Raw genomic sequence first — 14,831 nt, 5'->3', positions numbered from 1 at the left:
TATGAACACTACATATTTTACTTTACTTTATGGGAATCGGAAAGACCCAATACTCAACTTTTCCCTTTTTGTCGCATTTTAGACACAATCAATAAAATATTTTAGTACGCACCGATTTCTCTTGAGATAACGGTTCTCTGGATTTCTGATGTCCCTTCACCGATTTCAAGCAGTTTGGCGTCTCTCAGGAATCTCTCAACGTGGTACTCCTTCATATAACCGTAGCCTCCATGAATCTGGATCGCCTGATCACATACCTCCATACAGATCTCAGAAGCATAGAGCTTCGCCATTGAAGCTTCTTTCGTGAACTTTCTTCCCTGATCCTTCAGCCAGGCTGCTTTATAGGTCATGGTGCGTGCAAGCTCAATCTTCATTGCCATATCAGCAAGCTTAAACTGCGTTACCTGAAAAGAGGCAATGGAACGGCCAAACTGCTGTCTTTCTTTTGAGTAACTGAGCGCTCGCTCGTAAGCAGCCTGCGCAATTCCCACTGCCATTGCTGCAATACCGATCCGCCCTCCGTCAAGTGTGATCAAAAACTGGCGGAAGCCTTCACCCCGTTTACCGAGCAGGTTTTCCTTTGGGACCTTGACGTCTTCAAGGACAAGTTCTGTTGTATTGGAAGAGTGCAGACCCATCTTTTCGTAATTATCAATCACAGTAAAGCCGTCAGCATCTGTCGGAACGATGATTGCACTGATCTCCTTCTTACCATCCTTCACGCCGGTAACAGCGGTTAAGGCAAGGAATTTGGCGTGGCTTGCATTTGTAATATAACTTTTATTTCCATTAATGATAAATGAATCATCGGTTTCTTTTACGGAGGTCTGTGTACCACCTGCATCTGACCCCGCATTCGGTTCAGTCAGTCCGAACGCGCCAAATGATTCTCCTGAACAGATTTGTGGCAGATATTTTTCTTTCTGCTCCTGCGTTCCAAATAAGTTAATTGGTGCACCACCCAGTGAGATATGAGCTGAATACGTGATTCCTGTCGAGCCGCATGCCCTACTCAGCTCTTCTGTTACGATCGCAAAGCTTGTCGTATCAGCACCCGCTCCTCCAAACTCCTCTGGAAAAGGCAGTCCCATCATCCCCATTTCTGAAAGCTGCCTGAAAATATCAACAGGAAATTCCTTCGTCCGGTCTCTGTCCAATGCGCCCGGAGCGACTACCTCCTGAGAAAATTCCCTCATTGTTTTTTGAATCATCTTCTGTTCCTGTGTAAGATCGAAATTCATGTTCATCCCCCTTGTTTGTATCCGCTTACATTTCTATTATAAAAGAAAAGGCTGAAAACTCACAACCTTATCTATTTTTAAACTTTTCAATTGTGATGATCTCAATTATACGTAAGAAAAATAAATGCTGATAATACAAGAAGTCCGACGATGCCTGAGTATGTAAAATATTGATAATTTCTTATATATCCGTAAATGGACCATAGGGCACACTGAATGCCGATCACCCAGAATATAATGGCAGGATACTCTGGAAAGTAGACAGCACAGTATTCGATAGACAGCAGTAAAATGGCAAAGGCGACAATAATCCTGCTTAAAACCTTCAGAAAAGGAAACACACTTTTTCTTGATGCAATAAACAATAGTAAAAAGGATACACCCAATATAAGAGCGGTTTGCAATATAATTGACAATTCAGTAAAATAGAAAACAATAAACAGGATAGCCGTTACGAGAAGGACAAATACGTTAACAGAATTTAATGTTAATCGGCGCTTTTGCAGAATTGACTTGCTTTTTTGCGGTTCTGCATCTTCTCCGCTGCTGTATAGGTTAATTAAAAAATCACAGTAATGTGAGGGAAGAAGGTTACGATCCTTCCAGTAATTTATTTCATTCAGGATGATTTTTTTTCTTTGTTCATTCATCCAACCACCTCCTGCTCCTATTATACATTTCGTCATGAGTGTACGGTTTGTTTAGAAATGAAAAACAAAAAAAATCTGCTTCAGACCGTGTATGTCTGAAACAGATTCGCACATTTCTATTCAAGAAAATCCTTTAATCGTTTGCTTCGGCTAGGGTGTCTGAGCTTTCTGAGGGCTTTCGCTTCAATCTGACGAATACGCTCTCTTGTTACCCCAAATACTTTACCTACTTCTTCAAGTGTACGTGTACGGCCGTCATCAAGACCAAATCGGAGACGCAGCACGTTTTCCTCACGGTCAGTCAAGGTATCCAGCACGTCTTCAAGCTGTTCTTTTAAGAGCTCGTACGCAGCATGCTCAGATGGAGACTGGGCTTCTGAATCCTCAATAAAGTCTCCAAGGTGTGAATCATCTTCCTCACCAATCGGTGTTTCAAGGGAAACCGGCTCCTGGGCAATTTTCAGGATTTCACGAACCTTTTCAGGGGTTAAATCCATCTCTTCTGAAATTTCCTCAGGTGATGGCTCACGGCCTAAATCCTGAAGAAGCTGACGCTGGACACGAATCAGTTTATTGATGGTTTCAACCATGTGAACCGGGATACGGATCGTTCTGGCCTGGTCAGCGATGGCACGTGTAATCGCCTGACGGATCCACCAGGTTGCGTAAGTTGAAAATTTAAACCCTTTGCGGTGATCAAATTTTTCAACGGCTTTGATCAGACCCATGTTGCCCTCCTGGATCAGATCAAGGAACAGCATACCACGTCCAACGTAACGCTTGGCGATACTGACAACAAGTCTCAGATTGGCTTCAGCAAGTCTGCGTTTCGCCTCTTCATCCCCCTGTTCAATACGTGTTGCAAGAGAAATTTCTTCCTGAGCAGATAAAAGATCAACGCGCCCGATTTCTTTCAGATACATTCTGACGGGGTCGTTAATTTTCACTCCTGGCGGAACACTTAAATCGTTCAGGTCAAATTCTTCTTCAGCTTCCTTACCAAGTTCGGTAATAGATGGATCTGCCTCCGTGTTCTCTTTCATGACCTCTACACCCTGTTCGCCAAGCTGCTCGTAAAATTCCTCGATCTGTTCTGTATCCAATTCAAAGCTGGCTAGCTTTTCAGCAATATCCTCGTAAGTGATTTCACCGTTTTTCTTTGCTGTTTCCAGCAATTGTGCTTTCACCGTATCGAGTGTTACAGTTTCTGTTTCTGTTTCTGTTTGTTTGGAACGTGTTGACTTCTCAGCCATTAGTCCCCCTCCTTCCAACTTCCTTGCCTTATTTATCTCTTAAGAGCTTTCCACAGCTGGAAAATTTCCATTCCCAATTCCGTGGCTTTCTTTACATCATTCATTTGCTCCGCCTGCTTTAACGCAAGCTCTTTTTCTTTAATATGCATTAACTTCTGATGTTTCAATACCTCATTGACGCAATCGGTCAATTCAGATTTAGTCACCTCAGAATTTACTTCCGTCATTGATAGTTCCGCTGCCGCGGCTCTCAGATGCCGATCAGGAATAAATTGCATAAAAGCACCCGGATCAGCCCTGCCGCCATTTTCATAATAAGCCAGCAGGTACGTATATAGTGCCTGATAATCATCCGTGTGAAAAGGCTGATCGCCAAGCAGTGACTGGACTGTATAAGTCGTCTCTTCACTGCCCATCATATAAATGAGCAGGTGCTGCTCTGCACGGTAATAGGCTTTTTTAGTCTCTTTACTGCTTTTTGCAGGCAGATGCTGCTCTACAGGTCGAGAAGGTTCCGGCTGAACCGGTTCTGAAACAGGGCGGATTTTATTTAACTGCTCCTGAAGAGACTGGATTGAAACACCTGAGTCCTCTGAGAGCTGTTTAAGATAAAGCTCCTTTTCAATCGCATTGCTCAGGGAGCTGATTTCACGGATCATTGCCTGAACGTATTGAATTCTGCCATCCTCTGTGTTCATGTTCACCGACAACTTGTGGTAGCGGAGTTTAAAACTCATCAATGAAACGGCAGAATCAATAATATCTGTTTTAAATGCATCCGGTCCTTTTTGCTGGATATAATCATCCGGATCCAGCCCATTTGGCAACATCGCCACTTTAACCGATAAGCCTTTCACGGTTAAATCCTGAGCCGCCCGATAAGCGGCTGCTATTCCGGCTTTATCCCCATCGTAGCAAACTACAACGGAATCAGTCAGCCGTCTGATCTGCTGTATATGCTCTCCGGTAAGCGATGTTCCCATTGTGGCGATCGCATTGTGGACGATTCCGGATGCAGCGATCACATCAGCAAAGCCTTCAAATAGAACGGCCGATTTGTTTTTCCTGATGGCACCGCGTGCATGATGGTAGTTAAACAATATTTTATTTTTTTGAAAAAGTGGTGTTTCCGGGCTGTTCAGATATTTAGGGTCTTCTTTTCCAGGGTTAATCATACGCCCTGAAAAACCAACCGTTTTTCCTCTTTCATCAGTAAGAGGAAACATGATCCTTCCTCTGAAACGGTCAAAGTAAGAACCGTCATCCCTTTTGATAATCAGTCCTGCCTGTTCCATGGAAGGTAAACTGAATTCTCTTTTTTCAAGAAGCTTAGCAGCGAACTCCCAGTTTGGAAGTGCCCAGCCTACCTTATAGGTTTTAAGCTGGTCATCTGTAAAACCGCGATTATGAAGATACTCCAGCGCTTCCTGGCCTTCTTCCGTATTCATCAGAAGATGATGATAAAGTTTCTCAAGCAGCTCATGTGCGTCCAGGTGATCCTGAAATTCCCTGCTTTCATTCGTTTTCTGATGATCCTGAGTGCTGCCGGCATCGGAAAACTCATAATCCACACCTGCTTTTTCACCAAGCTGAACGACAGCTTCCTGGAAGGAAAGGCCGTCATGGTCCATCAGAAACGTGTAAACATTTCCTCCTGCACCACAGCCGAAGCAGTGAAAAATCTGCTTTTCCGGAGACACAGAAAAAGAAGGAGAATTTTCCCCGTGAAACGGGCATAAACCAAAATAATTCCTTCCCTGCTTTTTCAGCTGAACATATTCGCTTATTATATCCACGATGTCAGTTTTGCTGCGGATCTGGTCAACGACTTCTTCTGGAATTCTTTCTGACACGTGTTCACCACCAGTTTATTTCTTGTCACCTATGATATTCGCCAAAAATCAAGCTTTTCCTTCAAGTTCGAACAAAAACTTTAATAGCGTCTTTGAAAAAGTCTCGACTTCAATCATGGTTAGTTTTTTGGGGCCAGGAGAATAGTTCCCTTTTTTCCGCTCCATCTGGTGCAGGTACCGGAAAGATAAGCTGGTGTCGATCTTATCAGGTTTGTATTCTTTTCCCCTGGGCGAAAGTGCATAAACACCTTTCGACAGGACAAGGGAAGCAAGTCCGATATCCTGGGTAACCACGATATCCCCTTCCCTGACGCGATTGGCTATGTAAAGATCAGCAGCCTCTTTTCCGTCATCAATGAAGGTCCATAGCGAACGATCTGCTTCAGGACTGAAATGGCGGTAGGAGGCAATAAATCGGCATATACCTGCTGAACCTTCCATAAGCCTTACTATTTCTTCCTTTATGACAGAGGGGCACGCATCTGCATCAACATAAACTGTAAATCCACTTTTACATTCATTCATAAATGATCATTTCTACAAAAAATGCAGAACTCCTTTAATGAGTCAAAATAACTTTTTATCACAATTTTTTATTATAATATATCTGTCCCTGTACGGCTATCTTTTTTAACGAAATAAAAACAAAAGATGCCTGAGACACCTTTTGTTTGTTTAATTACTGATTTTAATTGTTATAAATCCTTTTTAATGGAATGATATACCAGCCGTTAATTCATAAGATCATTCAGAATCACATTGGCTGTTTCCTCAACCGCCTTGTTTGTCACATCAATTACCGGACAGCCGATCTTTCCGGCAACACGGTCAAAGTGATCCAGCTCCTCCTGAATTCTCTCCATTTTCGCATAAGTTGCGTCATCCTTTAATCCGAGCGCAATTAACCGTTCCTTCCGGATATGATTCAGCTTATCAGGGCTGATTTTCAGGCCGTAGCACTTCTTCGGATTTACTTTATAAAGCTCTTCCGGAGGATCGATTTCCGGAACAAGCGGCACGTTGGCAACTTTAAGACGCTTATGGGCAAGATATTGTGATAAAGGTGTTTTGGATGTTCTTGACACTCCTACAAGGACAATATCCGCTTTTAATATGCCGCGTGGATCTCTGCCGTCATCGTATTTAACCGCAAACTCAATAGCCTCGATCTTTTTGAAATAATCTTCATCGAGATCGTGCACCATGCCAGGCTCATTAATCGGCGATTCCTCACATACTTCCTGCAGTGAAGAGATGATCGGTCCCACAACATCATGTGCGGTAATGTTATGCACTTTTACCTGCTCTTCAATATAATCACGAATATGAGGCCTTACAAGCGTATAAACAATGATGCCGTTATTCTCCTTAGCCAGGCTAATGACTTCATCAACATGAATGGTTTCCTCAATATACGGGAACCGTTTGATAGATACAGATTTTCTGGACTGGCGGAACTGACTCACACAGGCTTTTGCAACGAGTTCAGCCGTTTCTCCAACGGAGTCCGATACGACGTATACATTTACTTCATTCATTTAAGCACCACCCTACACTTCATCCTTTGACAGACTGACAAAGGCTTTTGTTATGTTCGTTTTTGTAATTCTTCCGAAGACTTCATAGCCCTTTTCCGTTTTCCGGACGACCGGAAGAGAATCAATCTGTTTATCAATCAGCTTCGCTGCTACGCTGACGAGCATATCGTCCTGTTCACAATACGTAACATTCGGCATTCTCGTCATAATGACATTAACCGGTAGACTCGTCAGATCCTGCTGCCCGATGCTTGCACGAAGCAGATCCTTTCTCGAAAGGACGCCTGAAAGCATGCCTTTCTGATCGAGCACAAATAGTGTACCGACATCTTCTAAAAACATATGGCAGATCGCATCGTACACGGATACATTATCCTGTACAACGACCGGCATGGACTGATAATCTTTAACGTACAGCTTTTTTAAATTTTCTGTCAGCAGCTGCGTGCCTGATTTACCTGTATAAAAATAGCCAACCCTCGGACGCGCATCTAAAAAACCTGCCATTGTTAAAATCGCAAGGTCCGGTCTCAGGGTTGCTCTTGTAAGATGTAATCTGTCAGCAATTTGTTCACCTGTAATCGGTCCGTCTGCCTTCACAATGCGCAGAATTTCCGATTGTCTTTTGTTCAGTTCGATCTTGTTCACCACCCGGCGGAATAATGTTATACTGTTTTCCAATATTATATACTAAATGAAATCAGCGTCCTAGTAAACAGGAATGCTTAAAATGATTTTTTTAACTGACGATTGTTTTCACTGAAAAACCGTGGTAGGATAAAGCAAGAATTAAATAAGATGTGCGCAATGAAGGAATTATAAGTACCTGACCAAAGCGACCGGGGATCGTGTAAGCCCGGATTCAGGGAAACGGCACTCCTGAGCAATGCACCCCAACAAAGTGAATGCACAAGTGGCATTAACCAGGGTGGAACCGCGGTCAGACAGCACCGTCCCTGGACTAATTAAGATTAGTCCAGGGACGGTGCTGTTTTTATTTGCAAGCGGCTCAGATGCCCCTTTGCAGCGCAAACATCAATATAAAGGAGAGATGACCTATGACAAAAAATATGGATGATATTGTCCAGCTCGCGAAACACCGCGGATTCGTATTCCCGGGTTCGGAGATTTACGGAGGACTGGCGAATACATGGGATTACGGTCCACTCGGTATCGAACTTAAAAACAATATTAAAAAAGCATGGTGGAAAAAATTTATTCAGGAGTCCAAGCATAATGTCGGACTTGACGCCTCTATCCTGATGAACCCGAAAACATGGGAAGCTTCAGGACATATCGGAAACTTCAATGACCCGATGATTGACTGTAAAAGCTGTAAAGCCCGCCACCGTGCAGATAAGCTGATTGAAGCTCATTACGAGGCCAAAGGTGAGGAAAAAATCGTCGATGGACTTCCATTTAGCGAAATGCAGAAAATGATTGAAGAAGAAAACATCTCATGCCCAACATGCGGAGCAAACGATTTTACTGAAATCCGCCAGTTCAATCTGATGTTCAAAACGCATCAGGGCGTAACAGAAGGGTCAACAAACGAGATCTTCCTTCGTCCTGAGACTGCACAGGGAATCTTCGTAAACTTTAAAAATGTACAGCGCACGATGAGAAAGCGCGTTCCATTTGGAATCGGTCAGATCGGTAAAAGTTTCCGTAACGAAATTACACCGGGTAACTTTACATTCCGTACGAGAGAATTCGAACAAATGGAGCTTGAATTTTTCTGCAAGCCAGGAGATGACCTTGAGTGGTTCAGCTACTGGCGTGAATTCTGTAAAAACTGGCTGTTAAACCTTGGTATGAAAGAAGACAGCATGCGTCTACGTGACCATGACGAAGATGAGCTTTCACACTACAGTAACGCCACAACAGATATCGAATTCCGCTTCCCGTTCGGCTGGGGCGAGCTCTGGGGTATCGCTGACCGCACAGACTTTGATCTAAAGCAGCATATGGAGCATTCAAACGAAGACTTCACGTACCTTGATCAGCAGACAAATGAGCGCTATGTACCATACTGTATCGAGCCTTCTCTCGGTGCTGACCGCGTTACACTGGCTTTCCTTTGCGATGCATATGAGCAGGAAGAGCTTGAAAACGACAGCCGTACTGTACTTCGCTTCCACCCGGCTCTGGCGCCGTTTAAAGCGGCCGTATTGCCACTTTCTAAAAAGCTTGGTGACGAAGCGATCAAAGTATACGAAGAGCTGTCACAGCACTTTATGGTTGACTATGATGAGTCCCAGTCGATCGGTAAACGCTACCGCCGCCAGGATGAGATCGGGACACCATACTGCATTACGTTTGATTTTGATTCTCTTGAGGATCAGCAGGTAACGGTCCGTAACCGAGACACAATGGAACAGGTCCGCATGCCAATCGCAGAAGTGAAGTCCTTCATTGAAAACGCGATTAAGTTTTAATTTTTAAAATCGGGCTGTATTCCCCCTACGCTTTCCTTGGCCGGGCGGTGAACCCGCTGTGCTCCGCACATCGGTTTCACCTGTCCCTTTCCGCCACAGGAGTCTTCGGGGGAATACGGCCCTTTTATAATGAATTTAAACAAGAAACACATGAACTTGATGTCCTTATATGTTTGCGTTTAAGCGGATATTAGATCTTATTGAATCCGCTGATAATATTTAAACAAAAAGACTTTTAAGATCCTTTGTCATGTGTAAAATCAGATTAATGTTTTCGAAAAATTGAAAGTACCGGGGGATTCCGGAGACTCCTGCGGCAGAGAAGCGACAGGTGAGACAGCGTAGTGCGAAGCACTAGCTGGCTCACCGCGCGGCCGCGGAAAGCGGAGGAATCCCCCGGTACTTGGTTCTTTAAGATACACCAAAACCCCGCCGGATCATTATTCCGGAGGGGTTTTTTCGTTTTTGTGAATGTCGCCGATGGTCTGCTTCATGCGGTCGAGCTGGTCGAGGAATGACCGGGATTTCAGGAAAACGCCTACGTACTCGTCGTAGTATGTCCTGATCACCCTTTTCAGCTCCAGTTTGGTTCTATCGCTGACTGATAATTTACCGAGACGGTCAAGGTCCAGAAAATAAAACAGTCTGAGGAGACGGACGGCTTTTGCAGATAAAGGCAGTTTGTAGTCGTCCACTGAGCTGCAGCGGTGACACAAAAAACCGTTCATTCTGAAGGAGAAGGAGAAATCTCCCTCTCCCTGTCCGCAATTAACACAGCGGTTCAGAACAGGCTCTACGCCAAACAGCGGGAGCAGCTTCAGCTCATAAATATAACAGATGACTTCCTCATCGTAGCCGCTATTGATCAGACCGAAGCATTGTCTGGTTAATTCGAACAGGAATGGATTAGGTTTTCGGTCTTCGGTTGCTTTATCGAGCAGTTCCGCCATGAAGCTTGCGTGCGCTGCTTTATAAAGGTCTTCTTTCAGCACGCGGCTGGAATGGAGCATTTCCCCCTGCTGGAGTGAACCCATGCCGGAACCGCCCTGAATCAGGTACTGTGCGTGCGTGAACATCTGGGAGACTGAAGACAGTCTGCTGTTGGTTTTTTTGGCTCCGCGTGCCATGACGGCTGTTTTGCCAAGTTCTCTTGTAAAAAGAGTCACCACTTTATTTGTTTCGCCGTAATCTTTTGTCCGTATAACAATCCCTTCGCACTTTTGAAGCATGGTAAGGTCTCCTTTTAGCGTGCGTTCTGCCGGCGATTAATACTCGTTTTCATTAAACCCGAAGTCACGCAGGCTGTTGGCTTTGTTGCGCCAGTCTTTCTGAACTTTTACCCACAGCTCAAGATAGACTTTTGAACCGAGCAGATTTTCAATATCTTCACGCGCGCGCTGTCCGATTTCTTTCAGCATGGCACCTCGTTTTCCGATCACGATTCCTTTTTGTGAATCGCGTTCTACCACAATCGTTGCCATGACATCGATCAGGTCCCGGCCTTCCTCTTTTTTAATCTGTTCAATGGAAACAGCAATGGAGTGAGGAATTTCTTCACGCGTCAGATGCAGTGCCTTTTCTCTGATCAGCTCTGAGATAATAAAGCGTTCAGGGTGGTCCGTAACCTGGTCAGCTGGATAGTACTGCGGTCCTTCCGGCAAATAAGATGAAATCTGATTTAACAGCGTATCGACATTATTTCCTTCAAGTGCAGAGATCGGAATCGTTTCAGTGAAATCAAAACGGTTCCGGTACTCATCGATGATTGGAAGTAACTCATCCGGGTGAAGCGTATCAATTTTATTGAGTACTAAAAAGACGGGTGTTTTCACATCTTTCAGCAGCTCCATAATATATTCGTCCCCACGTCCATAGCCTTCGTCTACATTGACCATAAATAAAATGAGGTCCACTTCACGGAACGTGTTCGTTGCCATTTTGATCATAAAGTCGCCAAGCTTATGTTTCGGTTTATGAATACCAGGTGTATCAATAAAGATCATCTGGCTTTCATTTGTTGTCAGGACCCCTTGAATTTTGTTTCGGGTCGTTTGAGGCTTATCACTCATGATGGCGATTTTCTGACCAATGACACGATTAAGAAAAGTTGACTTTCCTACGTTAGGGCGTCCAACAATCGAGATAAAGCCTGATTTGTGTTTTTGATTATCCATTTAAATCCTCCGGCATAAATGCTCCAGGCAGAAGTTCGGCTACAGTCAGCTCCTGTACATCCCCCTGAAGGTTAGTTAAGTAAACCATCATATCCTGCGGGCACAGCTCTGCAATGACCTGTCTGCATGCTCCACATGGCGGTACGGGTCTTTTCGTATCTGCAACGACCGCAATCGCTTTGAACTTACGGTCTCCTTCAGCATAAGCTTTAAAAAGAGCTGTTCTCTCTGCACAGTTACACATGCTGTAAGCAGCATTTTCAATATTACAGCCGTGGTGTACCTTTCCGTCCTCTGTCAGAAGGGCAGCACCCACCTGGAATTTAGAATAAGGCACGTATGCTTTTTCACGTGCGATCTTTGCTTCAGCCATTAATTGTTCACGGTTCATCTCATTAGCTCCTTTAATATCAAGAGGTTAAAAAAAGGAGAAGACTTAACGTTCGTTAAGTAATTCTCCCTTCTCTTATCATTATACTATAAAACTGATCTTTTTTAAGTTAAAACGTTTCCACTGACTTATAAAATTGCCAACAGCTTTGGAATGAATAAAATCAACCCGCCAATCGCCGCTGCAATGGCAAAAAACAGGACAGACGCAGCGGCCGCATCCTTTGCTTTTTTTGCAAGTGGATGAAGCTCCTCTGTGACAAGATCGACTGTACGCTCAATCGCTGTATTCATCAGTTCAAGGGCCAGTACACCTCCGATAAATAGAAGTAAAATCAGCCACTCGGTCCCGTTCAGCTTTAGCAGAAAAGCCAGTCCGATCGTAATCAGGCCGACAACGGTATGGATTTTAAAATTCTGTTCGTGACGAAATACGTCCTTTGCCCCACTTGCCGCATAACGGAATGATCGGATTAATTTTCTCACATCCATCAATCAGGACCTCGACAGGCCAAATTCCTCTAAAATGTCATTCTGGCGGCCAAACATCACCGCTTCATCTGATTCCTTCATATGATCGTATCCTAAAAGGTGTAAGAATCCGTGTAAAGCAAGGAAGCCAAGCTCTCTTGAAAAGGAATGACCGTACTCCTCTGCCTGTTCTTTTGCTTTTGGCACAGAAATAATGATGTCTCCAAGCATCCTTTCAAGATCTGCTTCTCCTGTGATTTCCATTTCATCCTCGCCGAGCTCTTCCATGGCAAATGAAATGACATCTGTCGCCTGGTCCTTTTGACGGTATTCACGGTTAATTTCCTGAATGCGCTCATCTGATACAAAAGTGACGGAGCATTCCCCGTTTTCTACACCTTCTTTTTCTGCTGCAAAAGTCAGAAGCCTGCTTACGAGACTCTTGTCTTCCTCAGAGAGGTTCTCAGTTTCATCGATAAAATCTATGTGTAGTGTCATGCCTGCTTCTTCCTTTCTTCTTTTTTGAATTCAGGGTACTCGATTCTGGAGTGAAAAATCCCGTTCAGCGTTTCACAGAAAACCCTCTTAATCGTTTCAAGCTCTTTCAATGTCAGGTCAGATTCATTAAATTGTCCATCCTGCAACCTGTCCTGAACGATTGACTGAACAAGCTGGCGGATTTTTTCTGCGTTCGGTTCCTTCATGGATCTTACTGCAGCTTCCACGCTGTCGGCAACTGAAATCACTGCCGCCTCTCTTGATTGAGGTTTTGGGCCTGGATAACGGTATTCTGCTTCTTTCGGGTCAAATCCATTCTCTTTCGCCTTATAATAGAAAAACTTTAACAACGTGGTGCCGTGATGCTGTTCTGCAATATCAATAAACTCCTGTGGCAGCTTATATTTTCTTAGCATTTCAGCCCCTTCAACCGCATGGGCAATAATAATATCTCTTGACGTTTCAGGTGACAGGCGGTCATGAGGGTTCTGGCTGGAAATTTGATTTTCGATAAAATAGTGAGGCCTCTTGGTTTTCCCGATATCGTGATAGTAACAGCCGACACGGGCCAGTAAACCATTTGCCCCGATTGCTTCACAGGCTGCTTCCGCAAGGTTCGCCACCATGACGCTGTGATGATAGGTGCCAGGTGCTTCTGTCAGTATTTTTTTTAACAACGGATGATTAGGGTTTGATAGTTCGACCAGTTTCATCGTGGAGAGAATACCAAATCCCGCTTCAAAAAGAGGAAGCAGCCCGATCGTTAAAATCGAAGCAAGAATGCCCGAGACAATGGCAAATACACCAAATAGGGCATAATCCACATATGTAAACTGCGCATTTTCAATGAGCATTAATGACATCAGAAAAAGGATATTTGCCGCTGAAACGAATAGACCCGCCCGCAGCAGATGTGTCCGTCTTCTGCTGTTTGAAAGAAATAAAATCCCTGCCAATCCGCTGAACAGAAAATAAAGAGAGACTTCTACATTAACCGACCCCGTAATCGTATCATTAAAAACAATGCTTGCACATACGGACTGGAGCATTGTAATGGTCAATGCGACTCTGGTATTAATCATGCTTTTTAGCAGCATAGGGGCCATTGCCGCCGGAAAAAGGTACCCAATCTGCAGAATGTCGAGTTCCCTAACCAATTCTGTTACTTTCATTAACCCAAGTGACAGGAGAAAAATCATACTCACCAGTACAAGGTAAGTCTGTTTTTTATCCGTGGACGTTTTCCAGGAAGAAAACAGGAAGTGAATCACGAAAATAATGAGTAGTGAAAAAATAATGAGCCCGATATATGGCAGAACAGATGCTTCATTCGTTGTAAGCCCAAGTTCCTCAAGCTGTCTGTATACATCGCGGTCAATCAGATAGCCTTCCTGTACAATCACCTGTCCTTCTAAAATCTGTACCGGCTCTACTGCTTCCCGGGCCTGAAGAATTCTCGCTTCCGTCTGTTCGGGGTCAAATACATTATTTTCAATAATGGCAAAGCGGGCCAGTTCAATCGATGCATTTTTTAAGCCTTCACTGAATGTCAGTGATGATAAATTGTTCTGGACTTCCGTTTTTGCAGCACTTACTTCATCCTGTCTGATCGGCTCCTCCATCACCTGTTCAATTTGACGAACTGTGAGGACTTTAGCTTCTTCAAGTGCCTCATCACTGGAAGACAGCAGCTGAATCAATATTTCATCGTTAATATTTTCAGTCACATTTTCAGAAACATCTTCTGAAAGTGCTGATTTCAAAGAGGACAGTCTCTCGTTGTTTACGCCCTGATCAGATGATGGTTCAGATGGTTCGGAGCCTCCCTGATCAAGGTTAAAATCCATGGCAAAATCATAAATGGATGCGGTCAGAGACGTTCGGTTATCAACAACCTCAGGTCGATAAACGTACACTTCTTCCACTTCAGATGCAGCGCGTTCCTGTTCAATTTCCGTTCTTCTTTCATCAACAATCGTTTTTGGAGACCGTATCGTTTCTTCAGCAACTGAAAACAGGCTGATGTTATATGTTTGTGTTCTGACATGACTTATAAGAAGGACAAAAACAAAGACAGCAACAAGACCCAGCAGGATCCATTTAAAAAAGGCATAACTCAGTATATTTTTCATACGCTGGATCCAATTTTCCATTCCATTCACTCCCGGATGAAACAAAATGTATGTAAAATAGACACATTACTACTTTTAATACAGTATAGCAGAAAAAACCAATTGAAAAATGAAAAGTCTGTATTTCACTTATGAAAATACAGGTTCATATGTGATAAATATTAAAATCACCCTGCCGTACGTCCTGGGA

Annotated in this window: 14 protein-coding genes; 1 reads left to right on the top strand and 13 read right to left on the bottom strand. The window is 43.8% G+C overall.

Annotated features, from left to right (window positions below):
* Positions 1-101 precede the first annotated feature (101 nt).
* The 7 genes from H7968_RS04885 to H7968_RS04855 all read right to left on the bottom strand — a co-directional run bounded on the left by H7968_RS04885 (position 102) and on the right by H7968_RS04855 (position 7,189).
* Positions 102-1,244, bottom strand: coding sequence for an acyl-CoA dehydrogenase family protein (locus tag H7968_RS04885; RefSeq protein WP_227395126.1), 1,143 nt, complete (start codon positions 1,242-1,244; stop codon positions 102-104).
* A gap of 101 nt (positions 1,245-1,345) precedes the next feature.
* Positions 1,346-1,894 (bottom strand): hypothetical protein, encoded by a 549-nt coding sequence (locus H7968_RS04880; protein ID WP_227395125.1) that lies wholly within the window; start codon positions 1,892-1,894, stop codon positions 1,346-1,348.
* Positions 1,895-2,010: 116 nt separating this feature from the next.
* A complete protein-coding gene (gene rpoD, locus H7968_RS04875) occupies positions 2,011-3,147 on the bottom strand; it encodes an RNA polymerase sigma factor RpoD (RefSeq protein ID WP_227395124.1) in 1,137 nt (378 codons plus the stop codon).
* A gap of 32 nt (positions 3,148-3,179) precedes the next feature.
* Complete coding sequence (gene dnaG / locus H7968_RS04870) at positions 3,180-5,000, bottom strand: DNA primase (protein WP_227395123.1); 1,821 nt, start codon at positions 4,998-5,000, stop codon at positions 3,180-3,182.
* 48 nt (positions 5,001-5,048) lie between these two features.
* Entirely contained in the window at positions 5,049-5,525 is a 477-nt protein-coding gene (locus tag H7968_RS04865) for a YaiI/YqxD family protein (protein ID WP_227395122.1), read from the bottom strand.
* A 206-nt stretch (positions 5,526-5,731) separates the two neighbouring features.
* Positions 5,732-6,538 (bottom strand): pyruvate, water dikinase regulatory protein, encoded by an 807-nt coding sequence (locus H7968_RS04860; protein ID WP_227395121.1) that lies wholly within the window; start codon positions 6,536-6,538, stop codon positions 5,732-5,734.
* A gap of 12 nt (positions 6,539-6,550) precedes the next feature.
* Positions 6,551-7,189 (bottom strand): helix-turn-helix transcriptional regulator, encoded by a 639-nt coding sequence (locus H7968_RS04855; protein WP_319799489.1) that lies wholly within the window; start codon positions 7,187-7,189, stop codon positions 6,551-6,553.
* A 419-nt stretch (positions 7,190-7,608) separates the two neighbouring features.
* Between H7968_RS04855 and H7968_RS04850 the strand changes: the two genes are divergently transcribed.
* The gene (locus H7968_RS04850; protein WP_406566394.1) at positions 7,609-8,976 is read left to right on the top strand and encodes a glycine--tRNA ligase; all 1,368 of its coding nucleotides are present in this window, start codon (positions 7,609-7,611) and stop codon (positions 8,974-8,976) included.
* 440 nt (positions 8,977-9,416) lie between these two features.
* Here H7968_RS04850 and recO read toward each other — a convergent pair whose 3' ends face one another.
* The 6 genes from recO to H7968_RS04820 all read right to left on the bottom strand — a co-directional run bounded on the left by recO (position 9,417) and on the right by H7968_RS04820 (position 14,662).
* Positions 9,417-10,205 (bottom strand): DNA repair protein RecO, encoded by a 789-nt coding sequence (recO, locus tag H7968_RS04845; RefSeq protein WP_227395118.1) that lies wholly within the window; start codon positions 10,203-10,205, stop codon positions 9,417-9,419.
* Positions 10,206-10,241: 36 nt separating this feature from the next.
* Positions 10,242-11,150 (bottom strand): GTPase Era, encoded by a 909-nt coding sequence (era, locus tag H7968_RS04840; protein WP_227395117.1) that lies wholly within the window; start codon positions 11,148-11,150, stop codon positions 10,242-10,244.
* Positions 11,143-11,541: a cytidine deaminase gene (locus H7968_RS04835; protein WP_134376662.1), complete on the bottom strand. Its 399-nt coding sequence runs from the start codon at positions 11,539-11,541 to the stop codon at positions 11,143-11,145. Before H7968_RS04835 ends, era begins: the two co-directional genes overlap by 8 nt.
* Before the next feature lie 128 nt (positions 11,542-11,669).
* Positions 11,670-12,032, bottom strand: a complete 363-nt coding sequence (locus H7968_RS04830; RefSeq protein ID WP_227395116.1) for a diacylglycerol kinase family protein — start codon at positions 12,030-12,032, stop codon at positions 11,670-11,672.
* A 3-nt stretch (positions 12,033-12,035) separates the two neighbouring features.
* A complete protein-coding gene (gene ybeY, locus H7968_RS04825) occupies positions 12,036-12,509 on the bottom strand; it encodes an rRNA maturation RNase YbeY (RefSeq protein WP_227395115.1) in 474 nt (157 codons plus the stop codon).
* Positions 12,506-14,662, bottom strand: a complete 2,157-nt coding sequence (locus H7968_RS04820) for an HD family phosphohydrolase (RefSeq protein WP_227395114.1) — start codon at positions 14,660-14,662, stop codon at positions 12,506-12,508. The genes ybeY and H7968_RS04820 overlap by 4 nt, the downstream gene beginning before the upstream one ends.
* Positions 14,663-14,831 lie beyond the last annotated feature (169 nt).

It is taken from the genome of Jeotgalibacillus aurantiacus, from assembly GCF_020595125.1.
Classification (GTDB): Bacteria; Bacillota; Bacilli; order Bacillales; family Jeotgalibacillaceae; genus Jeotgalibacillus; species Jeotgalibacillus aurantiacus.
Note: the sequence above shows the minus strand (reverse complement) of the source record. Positions and strands in the feature narration are given on the sequence as shown.

Bases quoted from the DNA above. Each gene is read 5' to 3' on its own strand.
- H7968_RS04860 (WP_227395121.1), bottom strand. From the start codon at position 6,538: ATGAATGAAGTAAATGTATACGTCGTATCGGACTCCGTTGGAGAAACG.
- H7968_RS04885 (WP_227395126.1), bottom strand. From the start codon at position 1,244: ATGAATTTCGATCTTACACAGGAACAGAAGATGATTCAAAAAACAATG.
- H7968_RS04820 (WP_227395114.1), bottom strand. From the start codon at position 14,662: ATGGAAAATTGGATCCAGCGTATGAAAAATATACTGAGTTATGCCTTT.
- era (WP_227395117.1), bottom strand. From the start codon at position 11,150: ATGGATAATCAAAAACACAAATCAGGCTTTATCTCGATTGTTGGACGC.
- H7968_RS04865 (WP_227395122.1), bottom strand. From the start codon at position 5,525: ATGAATGAATGTAAAAGTGGATTTACAGTTTATGTTGATGCAGATGCG.
- H7968_RS04830 (WP_227395116.1), bottom strand. From the start codon at position 12,032: ATGGATGTGAGAAAATTAATCCGATCATTCCGTTATGCGGCAAGTGGG.
- H7968_RS04850 (WP_406566394.1), top strand. From the start codon at position 7,609: ATGGATGATATTGTCCAGCTCGCGAAACACCGCGGATTCGTATTCCCG.
- H7968_RS04880 (WP_227395125.1), bottom strand. From the start codon at position 1,894: ATGAATGAACAAAGAAAAAAAATCATCCTGAATGAAATAAATTACTGG.
- recO (WP_227395118.1), bottom strand. From the start codon at position 10,205: ATGCTTCAAAAGTGCGAAGGGATTGTTATACGGACAAAAGATTACGGC.
- H7968_RS04835 (WP_134376662.1), bottom strand. From the start codon at position 11,541: ATGAACCGTGAACAATTAATGGCTGAAGCAAAGATCGCACGTGAAAAA.
- rpoD (WP_227395124.1), bottom strand. From the start codon at position 3,147: ATGGCTGAGAAGTCAACACGTTCCAAACAAACAGAAACAGAAACAGAA.
- ybeY (WP_227395115.1), bottom strand. From the start codon at position 12,509: ATGACACTACACATAGATTTTATCGATGAAACTGAGAACCTCTCTGAG.